Below are 22,256 nucleotides of genomic sequence, written 5' to 3' on the forward strand. Positions count from 1 at the left end.
ACCTGGTTTGGGAGTTGTCATGGAATCGCCTGTTCACAGTCTGCCGTCATTGTTCAAACAGCTTGGGTTGCCCGATGACGCCCTCAGCATTGAGCGTTTTGTCGCCGTGCATTCACCGCTCAAGGCGGAGTTGAAATTGGAAGATGCGTTTTTCTGGACGGACAGCCAGAAGGCTTTTTTGCGCGAGGAAATCCTCGAGGATGCGGATTGGGCGCACGTGGTGGATGAACTGAATGTGCGGTTGCGCCGCAGTCGCCTGTAGGAGCGAGCTTGCTCGCGAAGGTCGTCAACGATGACGTGGGTACCCTGGATCAACGCGGTGTCTTGGTGTTTTTCGCGAGCAAGCTCGCTCCTACAGGCCACAGCCCGCCGCCTATCAGGGAATTTGTATCAAAAGTTGACGAGATTCCATTCCTCGATCATATTGATAGTTAGCAAACTAACTGTATGCGAACTATCCCGTGTCCCACTCCCTCGAACACCTTCACATGAGCCTCAGCAGCAGCATGGTGGCTGGCGCCCGTCACTGGCGCAAAATCTGCCAGAGCACCCTGGTGAGCTACGGTATTTCCGAAGCCTGCGCAGTGCCTTTACTGATGATCGGCCGTCTCGGCGACGGCGTGCATCAAGTCAAGGTGGCCCAGGCCTCGGGGATGGAAAGCCCGTCCCTGGTGCGCCTGCTCGACCAACTGTGCAGCAGTGGTTATGTGTGCCGCACCGAAGATATCCACGATCGCCGCGCCAAGGCCTTGAGCCTCACCGAGCGCGGTCGGGAGCTGGTGCAAGCCGTGGAGGCGCAACTGGTGCGCCTGCGTCGTGAAGTGCTGGCCGACATTGCGCCCACCGATATGCAGGCCGCGCTGCGTGTGTTGCGCGCCTTTGAGGCGGCGACGCTTTGAACGGATTTTTCAGCGGCTTTCCGCCCGCTCGCGACTGGTTCTACGGCGTGCGTACCTTCGCCGCCTCGATGATCGCGTTGTACATCGCCATGCTCATGCAAATGCCGCGTCCGTATTGGGCGATGGCCACGGTGTATATCGTCTCCAGCCCGTTTGTCGGCCCCACCAGTTCCAAGGCGTTGTACCGCGCCATCGGCACCTTGATGGGCGCGGCGGCGGCGGTGTTTTTTGTGCCGATGTTTGTACAGTCGCCCTACATTCTGGTGGTGGTGATTGCGTTGTGGACGGGCACTTTGCTGTTCCTCTCCATGCACCTGCGCACTGCCAATAACTACGCCTTGATGCTGGCCGGCTACACCCTGCCGCTGATCGCCCTGCCGGTAGTGGATAACCCCCTGGCGGTGTGGGATGTGGCCGAGGCGCGGACCGAAGAAATCTTCCTCGGCATCGCAGTGGCCGCTGTGGTGGGCGCGATGTTCTGGCCGCGCCGCCTGATGCCGGTGTTCGATGGCTCGGTGGTCAAGTGGTTTGCCGATGCCCAGGTCTACAGCCAGCGCTTTCTGACGCGCAATGTGCAGCCTGAAGAAGTCAGCAACCTGCGCGGCGGTATGGTCGCCACCTTCAACACTCTCGAATTGATGATCGGCCAGTTGCCCCACGAAGGCGCACGGCCGCAGACCGTGCGTAACACCAAGGAACTGCGCGGGCGCATGATCCACCTGCTGCCGGTGGTGGATGCCCTGGATGATGCGCTGTACGCCATCGAACACCGCGCTCCGGCGTTTCTCGATCGCCTCACGCCGATACTCCAAGCCACCCAGCAATGGCTGCAAGACACCCAACAAGGCGCACCGCTGGAAAGCTGGCGCGCCTTGCGTGACCAGCTAGACGCCCTGCAACCCCAAGGCGAAGCGCTGGACGATCGCCACACCCTGCTGTTTTCCAACGCGCTCTACCGCCTTGGCGAGTGGATCGACCTGTGGCAAGACTGCCGCAGCCTGCAAGCCGCCATCGAGTGCGAAAGCCAGGACACCTGGCGCGCCGTCTACCGTCACTGGCGGCTGGGCCGGCTCACGCCATTTCTTGACCGTGGCCTGATGTTTTACTCGGCGTTCTCCACCGTCACCGCGATCATCGTCGCCTCGGTGCTGTGGATTCTGCTGGGCTGGACCGACGGCGGCAGTGCGGTGATTCTGGCGGCGGTGGCGTGCAGCTTCTTCGCCTCGATGGACGACCCGGCGCCACAGATTTATCGGTTCTTTTTCTGGACGGCAATGTCGGTGCTGTTCGCCAGCCTCTACCTGTTTCTGGTGCTGCCCAACCTGCACGATTTCCCGATGCTGGTGCTGGCGTTCGCCGTGCCGTTCATCTGCATCGGCACCCTCACCGTGCAGCCGCGCTTTTACCTGGGCATGTTGCTGACGCTGGTGAACACTTCGTCATTCATCAGTATTCAGGGGGCCTATGATGCGGACTTCCTCAACTTCGCCAACGTCAACCTGGCCGGTCCCGTGGGCCTGCTGTTTGCTTTTGTGTGGACGCTGATCGCCCGGCCCTTTGGCGCCGAACTGGCGGCCAAGCGCCTGACCCGCTTCAGCTGGCGCGACATTGTCGGCCTCACCGAACCTGCGACCCTGGCCGAGCACCGGCACATGGCCGTGCAAATGCTCGACCGCCTGATGCAGCACCTGCCGCGCCTGGCCCTCACTGGCCAGGACACCGGCATTGCCCTGCGTGATTTGCGGGTGGCACTGAACCTGCTCGACCTGCTGGCCTACTCGCCGCGCATCCTCGGCGTGCCACGGGTGTTGCTCAACCAGGTGGTCGAAGGTGTCGGCGCTTACTTCAAGGCCTGCCTTAAAGCCGGTGAGCGCTTGCCCGCGCCCAGCGGCCTGTTGATGACCCTCGATCGCACGCGCCGCGCGCTCAACGGCCAGGGCCTGCAAGGCGAGGGCGATACCCGCCTGCACCTGTTGCACGCCCTGGCCGGCCTGCGCCTGGCGCTGTTGCCTGGGGTTGAATTCATTGGCGGTGCCGAGATGCAAGCGCCGCTGCCCGATGGAGCGCCTCTATGATCGGTGACCTGGATATCAGCGGGGTGTTCCTGCCCACGCTGCTGGTGCTGATGGGCATTACGTATGGCTTTTACCTGGTGGTGCACGGGCTGTTGAACCGCGTCCACTTCTATCGCCTGGTCTGGCACCGGGCATTATTCAATGTGGCTCTCTACGCGCTGTTGCTGGGCGCTGTGGACTCACTCAGTCGATACCTGATGACATGAAAAAACCTTTTTTGACGATTGGCCGCGTGGTCCTGACGTTGCTCGTAGTGACCTTCGCCTGCGTCGTGGTCTGGCGCATGGTCATGTATTACATGTTCGCCCCCTGGACCCGCGACGGGCATATCCGTGCCGACATCGTGCAGATCGCCCCGGACGTGTCCGGGCTGATCCAGCGAGTGGACGTGCGCGACAACCAGTTGGTGAGCCGTGGCCAGGTGCTGTTTTCGGTGGACCAGGACCGCTTCAAGCTGGCCCTGCGCCAAGCCCAGGCGGCCGTGGCCGACCGCCAGGAAACCCTGGCCCAGGCCCAGCGTGAAGCCAAGCGCAACCGGGGCCTGGGCAACCTGGTGGCCAGCGAGCAACTGGAAGAAAGCCAGTCCCGCGTGGCCCGCGCCCAGTCGGCCCTGGCCCAAGCGCAGGTGACAGTGGACAGCGCTCAGCTCAACCTCGACCGCTCGGTGATCCGCAGCCCGGTGGATGGCTACGTCAACGACCGTGCGCCTCGGGCCCAGGAGTTCGTGACCGCCGGGCGCCCGGTGTTGTCGGTGGTGGACAGCAATTCCTTCCACATCGACGGCTATTTTGAAGAGACCAAGCTGGACGGCATTCATGTCGGCCAGAGCGTGGATATCCGCGTGGTCGGCGATAGCGCGCGCTTGCGCGGCCATGTGCAGAGCATCGTCGCCGGGATCGAAGACCGTGACCGCACCAGCGGCTCCAACCTGCTGCCCAACGTCAACCCGGCCTTCAGTTGGGTGCGCCTGGCCCAGCGGATCCCGGTGCGCATTGCGTTTGACGATGTGCCGGCGGATTTCCGCATGATTGCCGGGCGCACGGCCACCGTGTCGATCATCGATGACCAGGCAAAACCCGGAGACCAGCCATGAAGCAACTGCTGGCGACCGTCGGGCTGGGGCTGCTGCTGTCGGCCTGCCAGGTGGTGGGCCCGGATTACCAGTTGCCCGACGCAGCCGCCGTCAACCGTGGCGACCTGCAGGGCCAACTGGCCGGGCAGGGCAACAATGTGGTCTCGGCCCCGGTACCCGCCGACTGGTGGAAGCTGTACCAGGACCCGCGCCTGGATGAACTGGTGCGCCAGGCCATGGCCTCCAATACCGACTTGCGCGTGGCCGCGGCCAACCTGCAACGGGCGCGTTTCCAGGTGCAGGAAGCGCAATCGGCGGGCGGTTGGAGCGGCGGGGTCAAGCTCGGCGCCCAGCGTTTGCAGGAGTCCGGCGAAGCCTTTTTGCTGGCGGACAAGGTACCGGTGGCCAATGTCGGCGATATCGGCATCACCACCTCTTATCAGTTCGACCTGTTCGGCACCCTGCAGCGCGGTATCGAAGGCGCCCAGGCCAACGCCGACGCGACCCAGGCCGCGGTGGATACCGCGCGCATCACCCTGGTGGCGGACGTGGTGCGCTCCTACACCCAGGTGTGCGCGGCCAACGAAGAGCTGCACATCGCCCGCCAGTCCCTGGATTTGCAAGCCCAAAGCACACGCCTGACCCAACGCCTGCGCGACGCCGGGCGCGGTGATGAAACCCAGGTCACCCGTTCGCAAACCCAATTCAAGTCGCTGCGTGCCGAACTGCCGCGCTTTGAGGCGGCGCGCCAGGCCGGTTTGTTCCGCCTGTCGATGCTCCTGGCCAAGCCCCTGGACCAACTGCCGGCCGGCACCCGCGATTGCGCCGAGTTGCCGCATATCGCCCAGTTGCTGCCGGTGGGCGACGGTGCAACCCTGCTCAAACGCCGCCCCGACGTGCGCCAGGCCGAACGCCGGCTGGCGGCGGCGACGGCGGGAATTGGCGTGGCCACCGGCGAGTTGTACCCGGATATCAGCATCGGCGCCTCCATCGGCACCGTGGGTATTATCGACAACCTTGGCAAACCGGCCACCAACCGCTGGGGCTTCGGCCCGCTGTTGAGCTGGACGGTGCCGTCCAACGGCTCGCGTGCGCGCATCCATGAAGCCGAAGCCGCGACCCAGGGCGCTTTGGCGCACTTTGACGGGGTGGTACTCAATGCCATCCGCGAGACCCAGACCGGGCTGGCGCAATACACCGCGCAACTGCAGCGCCGCGATGCGCTGGCCGAGGCCGAGCAGTCGGCGCAACAGGCCGCCGACCAGACGCACCGCTTCTTCCAGGCCGGCCGCGAGTCGTTCCTCGCCGACCTGCAAGCCACCCGCACTTACACCGACATGCGTGCGCAACTGGCGCAGGCCAACACGCAGGTGGCAATGAGCCAGATCGACCTGTTCCTGGCCTTGGGCGGCGGCTGGGAAAGCGGACGAACGCACGGTGCAGAACCCGGCAAACCCTGAGGCGATTGCTATGCTTTGATCAGACGGGCTTGCGTGATGGCCCGCTGATCACTGCCTGCGTTGCTCATGGGGATTCCAATAATGAAAAACCCTTATGCTCCCGCTTTCTGGTGCGTGCTCTTCGCACTGGTGTTGTTATCGGCGACTTACTTCTATGGTGTCATGCTGGCCCATCAACTGGATAAGGCCATGGTGTTCCTCGACAGCGCCTGCGCGCTGATCGCCGCATTGTCCGTTGGCGTGGTGGCCTGGGCGTCGTACCAGGGCCAGCGCACCCAGAAAAAAATCCTTGAACAAGGCAAGACGCGGGTCGCGATCTGGGACACCAAGGTCGCCTTGCGCCGGGTCGAGACCGTGTTCGACCGCTACTTCTGGGGCAGCTACTGGCAGCCTGGGCGGACGTTCCAGGAAGTCATGGGCGAACTGACCGGCACCCCCCTCGAAAAAAGCCTCGAGGCCCTGAAAAAACAATGCGTGCTACTCGACCGGCAAGTGGCCGAAGGGCGGCACTGGCTGAACAACGCCCGGGAGCTGTCCGACGTCGCCACCGCCATGGCCCGCGAGCGTTACCAGTTGGACTTCTACGACCCCAAGGCTGACACCCCGGGCAATGCGGTGATCCACCGCGAATTTGAAGTGCTGGTGTACACCTGGACCGCCCGGCTGAAGAGCTTCGACCACCAACTCGACGAAATCGAGATGGAATACTCCTGACCAAGCGCAACACGTCCCCGTGGCAATCGGGCCTGCTGTGGCGAGCGGGCTTGCCCCGCGCTGGGCTGCAAAGCAGCCCCAAAACCTGCCCCCTTGGTGTATCAGGAAGACCGAGGGGGGCTGCTTCGCAGCCCAGCGGGGGACAAGCCCCCTCTCCACAATGCTACCTGTCCGCCCTCTGGCCTCGCCGTTAGCCACAAGAGATTGCAACGAGCCCCCCCGCCAGTGCTAACCTTGCCCCGTTTTCGGCGGGCTTGAGCCGACGCCCACTTCGGGAGTCAGGGAAGACAGCCCACTTCGCACAGGATTGGATCAGGACACTTCATGAATAAATCAGCCGTTGTACTCTTGGGTTTTGTTGCCGCCGTCGGCGTGGTCAGTGCCGGCGGTGCCTGGTACACCGGCAGCCAGTTGGAAGGGGTGTTGAAAACCACGATCGAAGACGCCAACAAGGAGATGGAACGCTCCCTGGCCGGTGTCGATGGCCGCATGACCCTGGAGATGGTCTCCCTGGATCGCGGCTGGTTCAGCAGCACCGGCCACTTCCGCCTCAAGGCCGAAGGCGCGGCGTTCGGTGAACAGTTCAAAGACAGCGAGCTGCTGTTTGTCGACCGTATCGAGCACGGCCCGCTGCCTGTCTCGCGCCTGATTACCCTGAAGTGGTGGCCAGTGCTGGCTACCAGCCATCTGGCCCTTGAGAAGAACCCGACCACCGAAAAATGGTTCGCCGCCACCAAGGACGTTTCGCCAATCAACGGCGTGGCCAACATCAGCTTCAACCGTTCGGTGAACGGCAACATGGAACTGCTGCCCCTGGAGTACAAGGACGCCACCACCAGCGTCAACTTCTCTGGCCTGAAGATGGACTACTTCAACACCGCCAAGGGTGAAGAGATCAAGGTCAATGGCTACATGGACGCCCTCAAGGTGGACCTGGTCGGCCCTGATGGCGCACCGTTCCAGGCGCAACTCAACGGCCTGACCGTGGCCAGCAACCTGTCCAAGAGCAGTTTCGGCTTTTATGTCGGCCAGAACACCGTCGAGCTGAGCAACACCCAGTTCACCTTTGGTCCACAACAAGCGGTGCTGACCGTCAAAGGCTTCGAGCAGAAAGACAGCAGCGAGACCAAGGACAACAACCTTAGCGGCCGTGTTGATTACAAAGTCGCCGAGATCGGTTACCAGGGCAAACCAGTCGGCTCGGCGGCCATGGCCGTGAGCATGAAGAACATCGACGTGCCGGCGGCCATGGTGCTGACCAAGCTGTATCAGGACAAGATGCAACCGGTGCAGGCTGCCCAAGCTGCCGGGCAACCGATTCCAGAACTGCAACTGAGCGAAGCCGAGCAAGTGCTGGCCCAGGCCAATGTCGACCTGCTGCTGGCCGCCAAACCGCAAGTGGCCCTGGAAAACCTGGCCCTCAAGACCGCCAATGGCGAAAGCCGCTTCAACCTGGTGGTAGACCTGACCAAACCGTCCACCATGGAGCTGCCACCGGTTGAACTGGCCAAGCAGATGATCACGCTGCTGGATGCCAACCTGACCCTGTCCAAGCCGATGATCTCTGACATTGCTGCACTGCAAGCGCAGATCGGTGGCGTGACCGACCCCAAAGCCATCGAGCAGCAATCCCAGATGGCCAGCGAGATGGTCAGCGGGATGGCCGTGGGCACGCAACTGGCAACCCTGGAAGGCAACGACATCCTGGCCAAGCTGCACTACGCCAACAATGAAGTGACCTTCAATGGCCAGAAAATGACCGTCGAGCAGTTTATCGGCGGCGTACTGGGCAAGCTGGGTGCGGTCAGCGGCGCGCAATAAGCCCCTGTAGGCCAACACCGAAGCAAAAATGTGGGAGCGGGTTTGCTCGCGAATGCGGTGTATCAGTCAACATATCCATGACTGACCCACCGCATTCGCGAGCAAGCCCGCTCCCACATTTGATCTCCACTAGCTTGTAGGACAATTCTGAACAATTGTCCTGGTTTGCCCAAATCCTTACCCCGCTCGGGGATATTGCGCCCCAGGAAAGCTAGTCCGGGTCCCCAGATACCGGCGGCCTGATGCGTGTTGTACAGGCGATATCGCTACAGCTTTCCAAGTAAGGAAGCTGACGACATGTTGCGTAACCCCTCTGCCTACGGTCCTGATCGATTGCGTCTACTGATCGGTGCCGTCCTGCTGCTGCCAACCCTGGCCGTGGCCGACCCCGCCTACGACTCCCTGATTCGCCAGGCCCGCACCGGCAACTACACGCCGGCGCTCAACCTGTTGCGCCAATTGCCTGTCGAACGCCAGACCGCTGGCCAGGTCAGCGACCACCTGCTGATTGCCAGCTGGGCACGCCAGGATGATGAAGTACTCAAGGTCTATGAGCGCCAGGGGCGCCAGCGCCAACTGACGACTCAAGCGCTGACCACCGTGGCTCGCACCTACCGCAATCAACAACGCTGGGCGCCCGCCGAGGCCGTGTATCGCCAGGCGTTGCTGCGCGAACCGAACAACCCGCAGCTGCAACTGGGCCTGGCCCTGACCCTGGCCGATGGCGGCAAAGCCGCCGAAGCCGTACAGCGTGCCCGCACCCTGGTGGTGGCCAAGCCCGAGGATGTCGAGCGGCGCATGGCCCTGGGCTACGCGTTGTCCCGTGCCGGGCAGCCGTTTGATTCACTGTTCGAGTTCGACCAGGCGTTTATCCGCGCCGGCAACCAGCCCGAGGTGGTGCGCGAATACCTGATCGCCCTGCAACGTGCACGTATGCCGGAACCGGCCTTGCGCCTGAGCGCGCTGCACCCCGGCCTGCTGGACCCGGTGACCCAGCGCCGCCTGGAAGGTGACTTGGCTGCCGAACGTGTGCGCCTGGCTGAATTCCCGACGCGCAGTGAAAGCGAACGCTTTGTGATCGCCGACCGCGCCCTCAAGGATTACGACCAACTGCTCGCCACCTGGACCCCGGATGCCAGTGCCCATGACGATGTGGTGCGCTGGCGTATAGACCGGATGGGCGCGCTCAAGGCCCGTGCACGTACCGCCGAGGTGATCCACGACTACGAAGCCTTGCAAGTTCAAGGCGTGCAACTGCCCGGCTACGCCCTGCGCTGGGTGGCCGCCGCCTACCTCGATCAACGCCTGCCGGAAAAGGCTGCGCCGCTGTTTCGCCAAGCGGTGGCCGCGCCGGACGCCGACCCCAGCAACCAAGTGGTAGACAGCACCGCGCTGTACTACTCCCTGCTGGAAAACGACCAGACCGGCGAGGCCCGCGCTGTCGCAAACGACCTGGCGAGCACGCAAAAGCCTCGGGTCGAACTCAAGGGGCTGCCCCTCGGCAACCCCAACGACGCGTGGCTGGCCGCCCAGCAACTGGCGGCCCAGGCCGCGACCTACGGCGCCGATCTGCCAACCAGTGAAAAAAGCCTGGAGAACCTGGTGCGCACCTCGCCCGGCAATGTCGGCATGCGCGTGGCCCAGGCGGACATGTTCCGCGCCCGCGCCTGGCCGCGGCGTGCGGAGATTGCCCTCAAGGACGCAGAAAACCAGAACCCGCGCCATATCGACCTGGAAGTCTCCCAAGGCTACAACGCGCTGGAGCTGCAGGAGTGGCGCCAGCTTGATGTGCTCGCCGATGACGTGGTCGACCGCGCCCCGGAAAACCGCCAGGTCCAACGCCTCCAGCGCCTGCGCAAGGTGCATGAAATGGCCGAGCTGCGCATCGAAGCCGAGACCGGTAAAAGTCATGGCGGCGGGGCGGTGTCGGGTAGCCGCGACTGGGGCATCGAAACCCTGCTCTACAGCCCGCCCATCGATGAAGACTGGCGGATATTCGGCGGTATCGGCTACGCCACCGCCGACTTTGAAGAAGGCACTGGCCACCACCGCTGGCAGCGCCTGGGCGTGGAACGGCGCACCCGCGATATGACCCTGGAGGCCGAAGTCTCCAATCATTCCTACGGCAAAGGCACCAAGCAAGGCGCACGCCTGGCGATTGCGCGAGACATCAACGACCACTGGCAGTACGGGGGCAGTCTTGACTACCTGGCCGCCAGCACACCGTTGCGTGCGCTCAATGCCAACGTCACGGCCAATGGCGGCAGCGGGTTTATCCGCTGGCGCGCCAACGAGAGCCGTGAGTGGAGACTGGCGCTGAGCCCGTCCCACTTCAGCGACGGCAACGACCGTGTCGAGGCGCTGCTCAGCGGCCGTGAGGGCGTCTACCGCTCGCCGGGCGTGCAAGTGGACCTTGGCCTGGAAGTCGCCGCCAGCCGCAACAGCAAGGAAGAAGCCGCGTATTTCAACCCGCGTTCAGACTTCAGCGTGCTCCCCACGGTGAGCGTCAACCATGTGCTCTATCACCGCTACGAAACCCAGTGGAGTCAGCAGTTCCAGGCCGGTGCGGGCACTTACAGCCAGCGCGATTACGCCACCGGCGCCATTGGTTTGCTCAGTTACGGCCAGCGTTATCGCTGGAACGACGTACTGGAAACCGGCGCCAACCTGAGCTGGATCAACCGACCTTATGACGGTCAGCGCGAAAGCGATGTGCGCCTGCTCGTCGACCTCACTTACCGTTTCTAGAAGAGTCCGATCATGACCCTTGTTTCCCGTTGCCTGCTGGCCCTGGGGTTTTTGCTGAGCAGTGCCTGTGCCCAGTCCCCCGCGCCTTTTACGCCACCTGCCGAACGACTCAAACCGGTCAACGAAGCGCCGTGGCCGAAAAACCATTTCCTGGGCATTGCCTACCACGATGTCAACGACCGTGACCCCGACCAGAGAGTGGTGGCGGTGCGTACCGAACGCCTGATCGAACAGTTGTCCTGGCTGCGCGAGAACGGCTACCAGGCGGTCAGCGTCGACCAGGTCCTCGCCGCCCGCGCCGGTGGGCCACAGCTGCCGCCCAAAGCCGTCATGCTCAGCTTCGACGACGGCTATTCGAGCTTCTACACCCGCGTGATGCCGATCCTGCGTGCCTACCAGTGGCCGGCCGTGCTGGCGCCGGTGGGCAGTTGGGTCGACACGCCGTTGAACCAACCGGTGGATTTTGCCGGCGTGCCCCGTGACCGCGGGGAGTTTTTGACCTGGCAACAAGTGCGCGAAGTGGCGCAATCGGGCCTGGTGGAAATCGCCGCGCATACCGACGCCCTTCACAAAGGTGTGCTGGCCAACCCCCAGGGCAACATGGAGCCGGCTGCGGCCACTCGGCGCTATGACCCGGTCACCCGCAGTTATGAGCCCGAAGCGCAGTTCCAGGCGCGGATGCGCGCCGACGTCGCGGCGATTTCCAATAAGATCCGCGCCGTTACCGGCAAGGCTCCGCGTGTGTGGGTCTGGCCATACGGGGCGGCGGACGGCACCTCTCTGGCGGTAGTGGGCGAGCAGGGTTACCAGATGGCGCTGACCCTGGAAGACGGCCTCGACAACCTCGGCAACTTGATGAGCAGCCCGCGCTTTCTGGTGGACAACGACCCGTACGGCGAAGACTTCGCCAACAGCATGGTTTCGGCGCAGGTCAAAGCGCCGATGCGCGTACTGCATGTGGACCTGGACCAGGTCTACGACCCGGACAAGGCGCAAGAAGTGCGCAACCTCGACGCATTGGTCCAGCGCGTGCTGGACATGGGCGTCGACACCGTGTTCCTGCAGGCGTTCGCGGATCCCAAGGGCGATGGCCTGGCGCGTTCGCTGTACTTCCCCAACCGCCATCTGCCGATGCGCGCCGACCTGTTCAACCGCGTCAGCTGGCAGTTGCACACCCGTGGCGGCCTGGTAAAGGTCTACGCCTGGATGCCGGTGCTCAGCTTTGCCCTGGACCCCAAGCTGCCCCGCGTCAGCCGTTGGGACCCGGCCACCGGCAAGGTGGACGTCGATCCGAAGCAGTACCAGCGGCTGTCGCCGTTCGATCCCAAGGTGCGCAAAATCATCGGTGAGATCTACGAAGACCTCGCCCGTACCAGCGCTATCCATGGCGTGTTGTTCCACGACGACGCCGTGCTTTCGGACTTTGAAGACGCCAGCCCCCAGGCCCTGAAAACCTACGCAGCCAACGGCCTGCCGGGCAGCATCCAGGCACTGCGCGCCGACCCGGAGGTGATGCAGCGCTGGACCCGTTTCAAGAGCCGCTACCTGATCGACTTCACCCATGAACTGACCGCCAAGGTCCGCACCCTGCGCGGCCCGGAAGTGCTCACCGCGCGCAACATCTTCGCCGAACCGATGCTCAACCCGGCCAGCGAAGCCTGGTTTGCGCAGAACCTCGACGACTTCCTCCAGCACTACGACTGGACCGCGCCGATGGCGATGCCATTGATGGAAGGCCAGTCGTTGAAAAATTCCAACGCGTGGCTGGAAAAACTCGTGGCCACGGTCAAGGCCCGGCCTGGGGCGATGCAGCGCACGGTCTTCGAATTGCAGGCCAAGGATTGGCGCACCCCGGCCGCCCCGGATCTTTCCGGTGCGCAAATGGCCGAGTGGATGGGCGTGCTCAAGCGCCAGGGCGCCAGCAGTTTTGGCTACTACCCCGACAACTTTCTGGAGAATTCGCCGGATCTGAACACCGTGCGTCCGGCCCTTTCCAACAAATGGAATCCTTGACTCATGTTCGACAGAATCCTAGCTCTTCTCGTTTTGGCATTGGTGTTGGGTGTGCCCCTGGGCCTTATCTTTCTGGTCACTGGGCAGTTCCTGATGGAGTTCGTGTTTTTCTACCCGTTGTTCATGTCCGGGCTGTGGATCGCCGGTGGCCTGTACTTCTGGTTGCACTGGGAGCGCCACTGGCCATGGGCCGATGACACCCCGGCGCCGCTGCTCAAGGGCGAGCCGCTGATCTCGATCCTGATCCCTTGCTACAACGAAGGCGACAACGCCGCCGAGACCATTGGCGCGGCGTTGGCCCAGCGTTATCGCAACCTGGAAGTGATTGCGATCAACGACGGCTCCAGCGACAACACCGCCCAGGTGCTCGATGCCCTGGCGCTGCATGAGCCGCGTTTGCGCGTGCTGCATCTGGCGCAAAACCAGGGCAAGGCCGTGGCCCTGCGCATGGGCGCCGTGGCGGCCCACAGTGAATACCTGGTGTGCATCGATGGCGACGCCTTGCTCGACCGCAATGCCGCCGCCTACCTGGTGGCGCCGATGCTCGACAACCCGCGTCTGGGAGCGGTCACCGGCAACCCACGGATCCGCACGCGCTCGACCTTGATCGGCCGGGTGCAGGTGGGCGAGTTCTCTTCGATCATCGGCTTGATCAAGCGTACCCAGCGGGTGTTCGGGCGGATCTTCACCGTGTCCGGCGTGGTGGTGGCGTTTCGGCGGGCGGCCCTGGACCGGGTCGACTACTGGAGCACCGACATGATCACCGAAGACATCGACGTGAGCTGGAAGCTGCAACTGGACCACTGGAGCATCTTCTACGAACCGCGCGCGCTGTGCTGGATCCTCATGCCGGAAACCCTCGGTGGCCTATGGAAACAGCGCCTGCGCTGGGCCCAGGGCGGCGCCGAAGTGCTGTTCAAGAACATCCGTGGGATCTGGCAATGGCGCCACCGCTACCTGTGGCCGCTGCTGTTCGAATACTGCCTGTCCACCGGCTGGGCCTTCACCTTCCTGCTGTCGGTGATCTTCTGGGGCGTGGGCAAAGTCGTGCCGTTGCCCGAGGCGATTGCCGTCGGCTCGCTGATGCCGCCGGCCTTCACCGGCTTGCTGCTGGCGGTGGTGTGCCTGGTGCAGTTTGCCGTGAGCATCATGATCGACCGGCGCTACGAGCGCGGCCTGTGGAAAACCCTGTTCTGGACCGTCTGGTACCCGCTGGTGTTCTGGCTGGTGAGCCTGTTCACCACCCTGGTCAGCTTCCCCAAAGTCCTGTTCCGCCAACATCAAAAACGCGCGCGCTGGGTCAGCCCGGATCGCGGCATCAAGGCACCTGCCAAGGAAGTGAACCCATGAACCTGATCCGCACCCCACAGCGGCCTGTGATGCAGGCCATCGATATCTTCCTGACCCTGATGGCCTGGGCCGGCCTGGTGCTCCTGCTGGTGCGCGGCCTGGTGCCGATGCTCGATAGCAACGGCGGCCCACGCATCGATGCACCGATTTTTGCCGCGTTGAACACCTTGCAGATCTACCTGTGGATCGCCCTGTTCAATGCGGTGCTGCTGATCAGCTGGGCGCGCTACCAACAACGGCGCGGCAAGCAATTTGCCCAGCGCCGTGCGGCAACCAAGGCGCTGAGTGACCACGGCCTGAGCGAGAGCTTCCGGTTGGCGGCGGGGGAGCTTGAGCAACTGCGCAGGCCTGGGGTGTTGGTGATTCATAACGATCAGGAGGGTGGGGTGCAGGCGGTGACAACACAACAGCGAAAGCTGAAGCTGGTGGCGGAACGCGCCGTGTAGGAGCCGGCTTGCCGTCGATGGTCGTCAACGATGACGTTGGGTATCTGACACTCTGCGGCGGTCTCGCGGCCGCCATCGCTGGCAAGCCAGCTCCCACAGGGTGGGGGGGGTGCGGTACCTATCGTCAGAAATGGGATCCAATTCACAAAATAACCGCGAACTTTTCCGCCTCTTTGGCTACTAAACCATCTCGGCACAACATTGATGGCTAACTAATGGCAACTTTCAAGTTGCGCCGAAAGCTGTATCAAAACTGATACCGCTTGTCGGAATAAAAATTCCGAATACAAGCATTTAATTGTTGCTGATAGTTTTTATCGTTATTTATCAGCAGCTTATAGGTTATTTAATTTTTAGCTTCAACTAGCCGAACATTTTGGCTGGGTGGAAGTTCGATGTTAGTTTGCCGCCCCTTGTTATTCGATGGATCGAACATGCCTTCGTTATTGCCACGGATTCGGTATTCACTGTGTATTGCCCTGTTCGCCCTCTGCGCGTCTAACAGCGCGGTGGCTGCGACTTCGCCAGGTGATCAGGACCTGATCCGCGAGCGGCAGAACCGCCTGCTTGAAGAGCAGCGCCGGCGCCTCGAAGACCTCAAGGAATTGCCCGGCAAGGAAGTCAAACCCGCAACGCCCACCGCTCCGGTGGATAGCCGTTGCTTCCCGATCAAGACCATCGAACTCAAGGGCGCCGACAACCTGTCCGCCACCGAGCGCGAGCGTTTGATCAAGCCCTATATAGACAAGTGCCTGGGCGTGGCCCAGCTCAATCAACTGCTCAAGGCCGTCACCGATCACTACATCGACAAGGGCATGGTCACCAGCCGTGCCTACTTGCCGCAGCAGGACTTGTCCAAAGGGCATCTGCAAGTGTTGGTGGTGGAAGGCAAGCTCGAAGGTTTGAAGGGCGCCGACGACAGCACGTTGTCGGCACGCGAGTTGGCCATGGCTTTTCCGGGTAAAAACGGCGACTTGCTCAACCTGCGGGAAATCGAACAGGCCATCGATCAGCTCAACCGTTTGCCCTCCAACCAGGCACAAATGGAACTGGCCCCCGGCGATGCCATCGGCGGCAGTTCGGTGCTGGTGAAAAACAACCCGCAAAAGCCGTGGCGCGCCAGCCTGTCGCGCAATAACGACGGGCAGAAAAGTACCGGCGAGCAGCAGTGGGGCGCCGGCCTTGAGTGGGACAGCCCCCTGGGCCTGGCCGACCAGTTGGTGTTGCGCGGTGGGCATGACGCGATCAGCGATCACCAGAAGACTTCAAAGAACGGCATGCTCTATTACAACGTGCCGTGGGGCTGGTGGAACTTCAGCTACACCTACAGCGAGAGCGACTACCGCGCGCTGGGCCAGGCCGACACGTTCAGCTTCAAGCAATCGGGCGACAGCCAGAACCACCAACTGCGCGCCGAACGCGTGGTGCATCGCGATGACGTGAGCAAGACCTCGGTCAACGTCGGCCTGTCCCACTTGCGTACCAACAACTACGTGCTCAGCACTCGCCTGGACAGCAGCACGCGCTTGAGCGAGATGCAGGTCGGCATCAACCACGGTCGGCGGGTCGGCAGTGCCTTCGTCAACATGGATCTGGGCATGCAGAACGGCATTGGCCTGCTCGATGCCCAGTCCCAGGACGAACGTGGCGAATTCGGCAGTCGCCAGCCCAATTCGCGCTACCGCAAATACACCGCCACCGTCAGCTACCTGCAGCCGTTCACGCTGTGGGGCGAGTCGCTGAGCTTTACCAGCCTGGCCACCGGCCAACGCAGTGAAGACATGCTGTTCAGCCCGCAGCGCATGAGCCTCGGTGGCTCGTCTTCGGTGCGCGGCTTCAAGGACCAGCAGCTCAATGGCGACAGCGGCGGCTACTGGCGCAACGACCTGCGCTGGTCGCGGCCGGTGCTGGTGGAGTGGTTGCGCCCGGCCTTCGGCGAATACGGTGTGAGCCTGGGTTATGACCAGGGCGTGATCCGCAACGACCGCTACAACGACATCGTCCACGGCCGGGTTTCCAGCAACTCCGTGGAGCTGTTCGCCCGTGGCAAAAACGTCAGCACCAGCGTGACCTTTGCCCACTCTTTGGAACGTCCGGCAGTGATGAGCGAGCGCGAAGCGCCGATCTACTTCCGGATGGATTTCTACCTGTAATTCAACGCCTAGCCGCATCGAGAATTTGACATGGACGTCCGCCAGTTTGCCTTCCTCGCCCGCCTGCCTTCTGCTGCCTTGAAGCGTCGTGACGCGTTCTGCGGCCTGCCCAAGCGCGGCCTGGTGCTGATCCTGGCCAATGCGCTGTTCTGGCAACCGCTGCTGGCCCAGGCCGACGGCATCGTGGTCAGCGGCCCCGGCACCACAGTGGGCGCGGCGGGCAATGGCGTGCCGGTGGTCAACATCGCCACGCCCAATGGCAGCGGCCTGTCCCACAACCACTTCAAAGACTACAACGTCGGCCCCAATGGCGTGATCCTCAACAACGCCGGCGGCCCGTTGCAGTCCACCCAGCTGGGCGGGATTATCGTCGGTAACCCCAACCTCAAGGGCGGCTCGGCGAATGTCATCCTCAACGAAGTCAACGGCGGCAGCGCCAGCCAGTTGCGCGGCTACACCGAAGTGGCGGGGCAGTCGGCCAAGGTCATCGTCGCCAACCCCTATGGCGTGACCTGTAATGGCTGCGGCTTTATCAACACCCCCAACGTGACCCTGACCACCGGCAAACCGATCCTCGATAACGGTCGCCTGGACCGTTACCAGGTCGATGGCGGCGCCGTGACCATCGACGGCCAGGGCTTGAACGCGAGCAACGTCGACCGCTTCGAAATCATCACCCGCACCGCCAAGATCAACGCGCAGATCAATGCGCGCAACCTGACCGTGATTGCCGGGCGCAATGATGTTGAGGCGCAGACGCTAAAAACCACCGCGCGTGCCGACGATGGCAGCGACAAGCCTGCGTTGGCGATCGATTCGTCGGCGCTGGGCGGCATGTACGCCGGCGCGATCAAGCTGGTGGGCACCGAGGCCGGTGTCGGGGTGAAACTGGACGGCACTTTGGCGGCCAGCGCGGGCGATATCCAGCTCGATGCCAACGGGCACCTGAGCATGGCGCAAGCCGCGGCCAGTGGCGCGATCGACGTCAAGGCGGCGAGCCTCGACGCCAAGGGCCCGGCCTACGCCGGCACCGCCCTGACGGTGAAAACCAGCGGCGACCTGAACACCCAGAAAAGCCTCGCAGCCCGCGACACGGTGCGCCTGAGCAGCGGCGGCAAGTTGACCAACAACGGCGTTATCGAAGCCGGCGTGAATGCCGATAACACCCGCACCACCACCGGCGACGTCAGTCTCGACGCCCGCGATATCCGCAACAACGGTAGTGTGGTTGCCAGCCGTACCGCCACCGTCAAGGCCAACCAGACCCTGGATAACCAGGGCGGCGTCATCAGCGCCAGAAAGGCCCTGGACGTCACCGCCAGCACTGTGGATAACCGCAACAAAGGCCGCCTGCTGACCAGCGGCAGCACCCAGTTGACCGCCGCTGCGCTGCACAACAGCCAGGGCGAAATCATCAGCGATGGCGCGTTGCAGGCCAACGTTGCACAGGTCAATAACCAGGGCGGCGTGGTGGTCAGCCACGACACCCTCAGCGTGACCGGCGACAGCCTGGATAACAGCAACAAAGGCGTGATTTCCAGCGCCGCCACGCAAACCCTGACCCTCAGCGGCGCACTCAATAACAGCCAGGGCGGCACCATCGACAGCGCCGGCGCCTTCACCTTGCGCGGCAACAGCCTGGACAACAGCGCCGGCAGCCTGACCGGCAACGGCGCGCTGACCCTCGACCTGCTGGCCGACCTGATCAACCGCAACGGCAAGCTGGCCAGTGCCGGCCCGCTGTCGATCGAGCGTGTTGCAGCCCTCGACAACCAGGGCGGCAAACTCACCAGCCAAACCTTGCTGACGGTGTTGGCGGCCAGCCTGGACAACCGCAACAGCGGCACCCTGGCGGCAAACGCCGGGCTGACCCTGAACACCAGCGGCCTGGTGCAAAACGACAACGATGGCCTGATCCACAGCGAAAACGCCGGCCTCAACCTCACGGTCGGCAGCCTCAACAACGCCGGGGGCAAGCTCTCGGCCAAGGCGGGTGATGCGCTGATCAACGCCGGTGTTTTCAACAACGGTAACGGCGGTGTATTCGCCGGCCAGCGCGTGCGCCTCAGTGGCGGCAGCGTCGATAACGCCGGGCAGATCGCCGGTCAGCAGGTCGACCTCAGCCTGCTGGGCGCCCTTAACAACCGTGGCCTGATCGAAAGCGCCAGCACCCTGGCTATCGCCGCCGCCAGCCTGAGCAACCAGGGCGGGCAATTGCGCGCCCTGGGCACCAGCGGCCAAAGCCGCCTGGCGATTGGCGGTGTCTTGGATAACAGCGGCGGCAAGCTGGAAGCGGCCAATGCCGACTTGAGCCTGGCCGCCGGCACCTTTCAGAACCAGGGCGGCAGCGTGCTGCATGTGGGCACCGGGGTGTTCGATATCGCCGGGATCAACCTCGATAACGTCGGCGGCAGTCTGGTGACCCAAGGCGATTTGAGTCTGGATAAAACCAACTGGACCAACAGCAGCCTGATCCAGGCCGGCAACCTCACGGTCAATGTCGACACCCTTGAGCAAACCACCACCGGGCAATTGCTCGCGGCCAACCGTATCAAAGGCACGGGCCAGAACTGGTCCACCCAGGGCGTGATCGCCAGCAACGGCAGCCTCGACCTGAGCCTGGGCGGCGCCCTCAACAACACCGGTCGCCTGACCGCCGCCACCGACTTCACCCTGGCCAGCGCTGCGGTGAACAACCTCGGCACCCTGGGCAGCGGTCGCGCCATGACCCTGACCACCGCCAGCCTGCTCAACCAGAACGGTTTGCTGTTCAGTGGCGGCGATATGAGCCTGCGGGTCGAGCGCCTGAAAAACCTCGGTGCCGATATCTATGCCATGGGCAACCTGAGCATCGACCGCGACGGCAAAGGGGCCTTGGCCACCAGCATCATCAACAGCTCGTCGAGCATCCAGAGTGACGGCAGCCTGAGCCTGGCCGCTGGCACTATCCAGAATATCCGTACCGTGTTGACCAGCGAGTCGGGGATCTACAGTGCGTCGATCAGCCCGGTGCAGTGCATTGAAAACGTCAACGGTGGCGACTGCGACGGCGGCAAGGAAAACCGTCCGTTCTTGATCGCCCAGCGTGATCGCCTGAGGGTCACCGACGCCAGTGCGGCCTCCAGCATTACCTCTGGCGCCAACCTGCTGTTGGTCGGCGGCGATGTGCTCAACAGCAGCAGTAGCATCGCTGCGGCCGGCAGCCTGACGGCGCGGGTCAACCAGTTGACCAACATCGGTCTCGAAACCCACGACACCCTCACCGAGCGTGTGTTCTCTTCTGAACGTACCCGTCACCCGGAAGGCTACAACCGGGCCGCTGCGCAATTTACCCAGCGTTATTCGATGGGTGGCGCAGCCTACGACCCCAATAATCTGGGTGGCCTGGAAGCGGCGATGGCCGGCTTTATCGGCGGCATGGAGCGCCAGTGGGGCGATACCAAAACCACCCAGCTGGCGACTCCCGACCAGCGCTACGCAGCAGTGATCCAGGCGGGCGGCGCGGTGAATATCCAGGCCCAGGCCGGTATTGACAACAGCGTGGTGCGCGGCGGCTACACCTACGTCGGCAGCGGCGCGAAGACCGACACCAACGCCCCCGGCTTCTCCACCCAGGTGCACCTGAACGGGCAGTTGCCACCGGACGTCGCCCAGCAACAAGTCAACCCCCTGGGCCAGCCGGGCTTCAGCTTGCCCACTGGCCAGAATGGCCTGTTCCACTTCAGCGACGGCAGTGGCGTGCAGGGCCTGCCCAACAGCCAGTTTGCCGCCAACCCGCACAAGTACCTGATCGAGACCAACCCGCAGCTGACCAACATGGCTGAGTTCTTGAGTTCCGATTACATGCTGGCTAAGTTGGGCTACGACCCCGATACCAGCCAGAAGCGCCTGGGCGATGGCTTCTATGAGCAGCGCCTGATCCAGCAAGCCGTGGTCGCCCGCACCGGCCAGCGTTTTATCGACGGCCAGACCAGCGACGCCGGTGTGTTCAAGTACCTGATGGACAATGCCATCGGCGCGCGCCAGCAACTGAACCTGGCCGTGGGCGTGAGCCTCACCGCCGAACAAGTGGCGGCCCTGACCCACGACATCGTGTGGCTGGAAAACGCCAGCGTCGCCGGTCAGCAAGTGCTGGTGCCGGTGTTGTACCTGGCCCAGGCCAGCAATCGCCTGGCCCCCAACGGTGCACTGATTTCCGGCAGCGACCTGAGCCTGATGACCGGTGCCAACCTCAACAACGTCGGCACGCTGCGCGCCACCAGCAACCTGGGCGCCAATGTGGGCGGCAACTTGAGCAATAGCGGGCTGATGGAAGCCGGCAACCGTCTCGACCTGCTGACCGGCAATAACCTCAACAACCGTGCCGGCGGGATCATCGCCGGGCAGCAGGTCAACCTGGTGGTTGGCGCCGACCTGCTCAATGAGCGCAGCGTCACCACGCACCAGAGCGCCAGCGACTACCGCATCGAGCGCACCGACTTTATCGACAACGCGGCGCGCATCGAGTCGGCCAGCACCCTGGCGATCCAGGCCGGGCGCGATATCAACAGCGTCGGCGGTGCCCTCAAGAGTGGCGGCGACACCACCGCCCAGGCGGTGCGCGACGTGAATATCGTCTCGGCACAAACCCTGGACAGCGGCGCCATTGGCAGCCGTTCGCGCCACGAGATCATCACCCAGCAAGGCTCGGTGGTTGAAGCCGGGCGCGACTTCCATGTGGTCGCCGGGCGTGATGTGAGCGCGGTGGGCAGCCAGATCGAAGCCAAGCGCGATATCAGCGTCGGCGGCGTGCGCAACGTCAACCTGGCCGCGGCGGCCAACGAGCAGCATTCGGCGTACAACTCGAAAAAGGTCAAGAGCATCGAGGACCATGTCAGCCAGGTGTCCACCGTGCTCAAGGCCGGCGGCAACCTGACCTTGAATGCGGGCGAGGATTTGCTGTTGCTCGCCAGTAACGTCAGCGCTGGCAATGAAGCGTACCTGGTGGCCGGCAAGAACCTGGCCCTCAAGGCCGCCGAAGATCAGGACTACAGCTTCTACAGCAAGACCAAGAAAAGCTCGTCCGGGAAAAAATTCCGCCTCGATGAAACCGACACCATCAACAACGTGGGCAGCAGCGTCAGCTCCGGCGGCAACAGCACCCTGGTAGCCGGTGAGAACCTGCTGCTGGCGGGCAGCAGCGTTGCCGCCGACAAAGGCGCGGCAAAACTGGTGGCGGGCAAGGATGTGCAAATCGTCGCCGTGACCGATGCCGAAAGTGCGCGGCATGAGCGCAAAGAAAGCAAAAGCAGTTGGGGCGGGCTGAAGTCGAGCTAGGTCCAGGACAAGGTTGACGAGAAACGCACCATGGCCGTGGGCAGCATGGTTTCTGGCGAGACGGTCAGCGTGGTGGCGGGGCAGGATGCGAAAGTGACGGGCTCGGCGCTGGTCAGCACCGGCGACCTGGCCGTGCAGGCCGGGCGTGACCTGACCATTGATGCGGCGCAGAACACCTTTTCGCGCACC

The 22,256-nt window shown here is 63.2% G+C and carries 14 protein-coding genes and 1 pseudogene; all 15 read left to right on the forward strand.

Translation table 11 applies throughout. The features are described from left to right. The first annotated feature begins 19 nt into the window (after positions 1 to 19). Entirely contained in the window at positions 20 to 262 is a 243-nt protein-coding gene (locus FIV38_RS06140) for a DUF2789 domain-containing protein (RefSeq protein ID WP_029298808.1), read from the forward strand. Positions 263 to 488: 226 nt separating this feature from the next. Continuing rightward, positions 489 to 899 carry a MarR family winged helix-turn-helix transcriptional regulator gene (locus FIV38_RS06145; RefSeq protein ID WP_029298811.1) on the forward strand — a complete coding sequence of 137 codons (411 nt, stop codon included), beginning with the start codon at positions 489 to 491 and terminating at the stop codon, positions 897 to 899. Next, complete coding sequence (locus FIV38_RS06150; protein ID WP_092232606.1) at positions 896 to 2,974, forward strand: FUSC family protein; 2,079 nt, start codon at positions 896 to 898, stop codon at positions 2,972 to 2,974. Before FIV38_RS06145 ends, FIV38_RS06150 begins: the two co-directional genes overlap by 4 nt. Continuing rightward, positions 2,971 to 3,180 (forward strand): DUF1656 domain-containing protein, encoded by a 210-nt coding sequence (locus FIV38_RS06155; RefSeq protein ID WP_029298814.1) that lies wholly within the window; start codon positions 2,971 to 2,973, stop codon positions 3,178 to 3,180. Before FIV38_RS06150 ends, FIV38_RS06155 begins: the two co-directional genes overlap by 4 nt. Further along, positions 3,177 to 4,067, forward strand: coding sequence for an efflux RND transporter periplasmic adaptor subunit (locus FIV38_RS06160; RefSeq protein ID WP_092232609.1), 891 nt, complete (start codon positions 3,177 to 3,179; stop codon positions 4,065 to 4,067). Before FIV38_RS06155 ends, FIV38_RS06160 begins: the two co-directional genes overlap by 4 nt. After that, positions 4,064 to 5,506, forward strand: a complete 1,443-nt coding sequence (locus tag FIV38_RS06165) for an efflux transporter outer membrane subunit (RefSeq protein WP_092232612.1) — start codon at positions 4,064 to 4,066, stop codon at positions 5,504 to 5,506. Before FIV38_RS06160 ends, FIV38_RS06165 begins: the two co-directional genes overlap by 4 nt. An 81-nt stretch (positions 5,507 to 5,587) precedes the next feature. After that, the gene (locus FIV38_RS06170) at positions 5,588 to 6,220 is read left to right on the forward strand and encodes a hypothetical protein (RefSeq protein ID WP_029298821.1); all 633 of its coding nucleotides are present in this window, start codon (positions 5,588 to 5,590) and stop codon (positions 6,218 to 6,220) included. 324 nt (positions 6,221 to 6,544) lie between these two features. After that, entirely contained in the window at positions 6,545 to 8,041 is a 1,497-nt protein-coding gene (locus tag FIV38_RS06175; protein WP_092232615.1) for a YdgA family protein, read from the forward strand. A 297-nt stretch (positions 8,042 to 8,338) separates the two neighbouring features. Next, complete coding sequence (gene pgaA / locus FIV38_RS06180; RefSeq protein ID WP_092232618.1) at positions 8,339 to 10,789, forward strand: poly-beta-1,6 N-acetyl-D-glucosamine export porin PgaA; 2,451 nt, start codon at positions 8,339 to 8,341, stop codon at positions 10,787 to 10,789. Between the two features lie 12 nt (positions 10,790 to 10,801). Beyond that, on the forward strand, positions 10,802 to 12,802 hold the full coding sequence (gene pgaB, locus FIV38_RS06185; protein ID WP_029298824.1) for a poly-beta-1,6-N-acetyl-D-glucosamine N-deacetylase PgaB: 2,001 nt from the start codon (positions 10,802 to 10,804) through the stop codon (positions 12,800 to 12,802). A 3-nt stretch (positions 12,803 to 12,805) separates the two neighbouring features. Continuing rightward, complete coding sequence (gene pgaC, locus FIV38_RS06190) at positions 12,806 to 14,152, forward strand: poly-beta-1,6-N-acetyl-D-glucosamine synthase (RefSeq protein ID WP_092232621.1); 1,347 nt, start codon at positions 12,806 to 12,808, stop codon at positions 14,150 to 14,152. Continuing rightward, positions 14,149 to 14,598 carry a poly-beta-1,6-N-acetyl-D-glucosamine biosynthesis protein PgaD gene (gene pgaD, locus FIV38_RS06195; protein WP_070995871.1) on the forward strand — a complete coding sequence of 150 codons (450 nt, stop codon included), beginning with the start codon at positions 14,149 to 14,151 and terminating at the stop codon, positions 14,596 to 14,598. Before pgaC ends, pgaD begins: the two co-directional genes overlap by 4 nt. A 434-nt stretch (positions 14,599 to 15,032) precedes the next feature. Next, complete coding sequence (locus tag FIV38_RS06205) at positions 15,033 to 16,751, forward strand: ShlB/FhaC/HecB family hemolysin secretion/activation protein (protein ID WP_092232624.1); 1,719 nt, start codon at positions 15,033 to 15,035, stop codon at positions 16,749 to 16,751. 30 nt (positions 16,752 to 16,781) lie between these two features. After that, positions 16,782 to 22,067, forward strand: coding sequence for a two-partner secretion domain-containing protein (locus tag FIV38_RS30265; protein ID WP_235860959.1), 5,286 nt, complete (start codon positions 16,782 to 16,784; stop codon positions 22,065 to 22,067). Positions 22,068 to 22,088: 21 nt separating this feature from the next. Further along, a pseudogene (locus FIV38_RS31090) lies at positions 22,089 to 22,256 on the forward strand (hemagglutinin repeat-containing protein); the annotation flags it as partial.

Origin of the sequence: Pseudomonas proteolytica (assembly GCF_007858275.1) — a bacterium.
In the GTDB taxonomy this organism is placed as follows: Bacteria; Pseudomonadota; Gammaproteobacteria; order Pseudomonadales; family Pseudomonadaceae; genus Aquipseudomonas; species Aquipseudomonas proteolytica.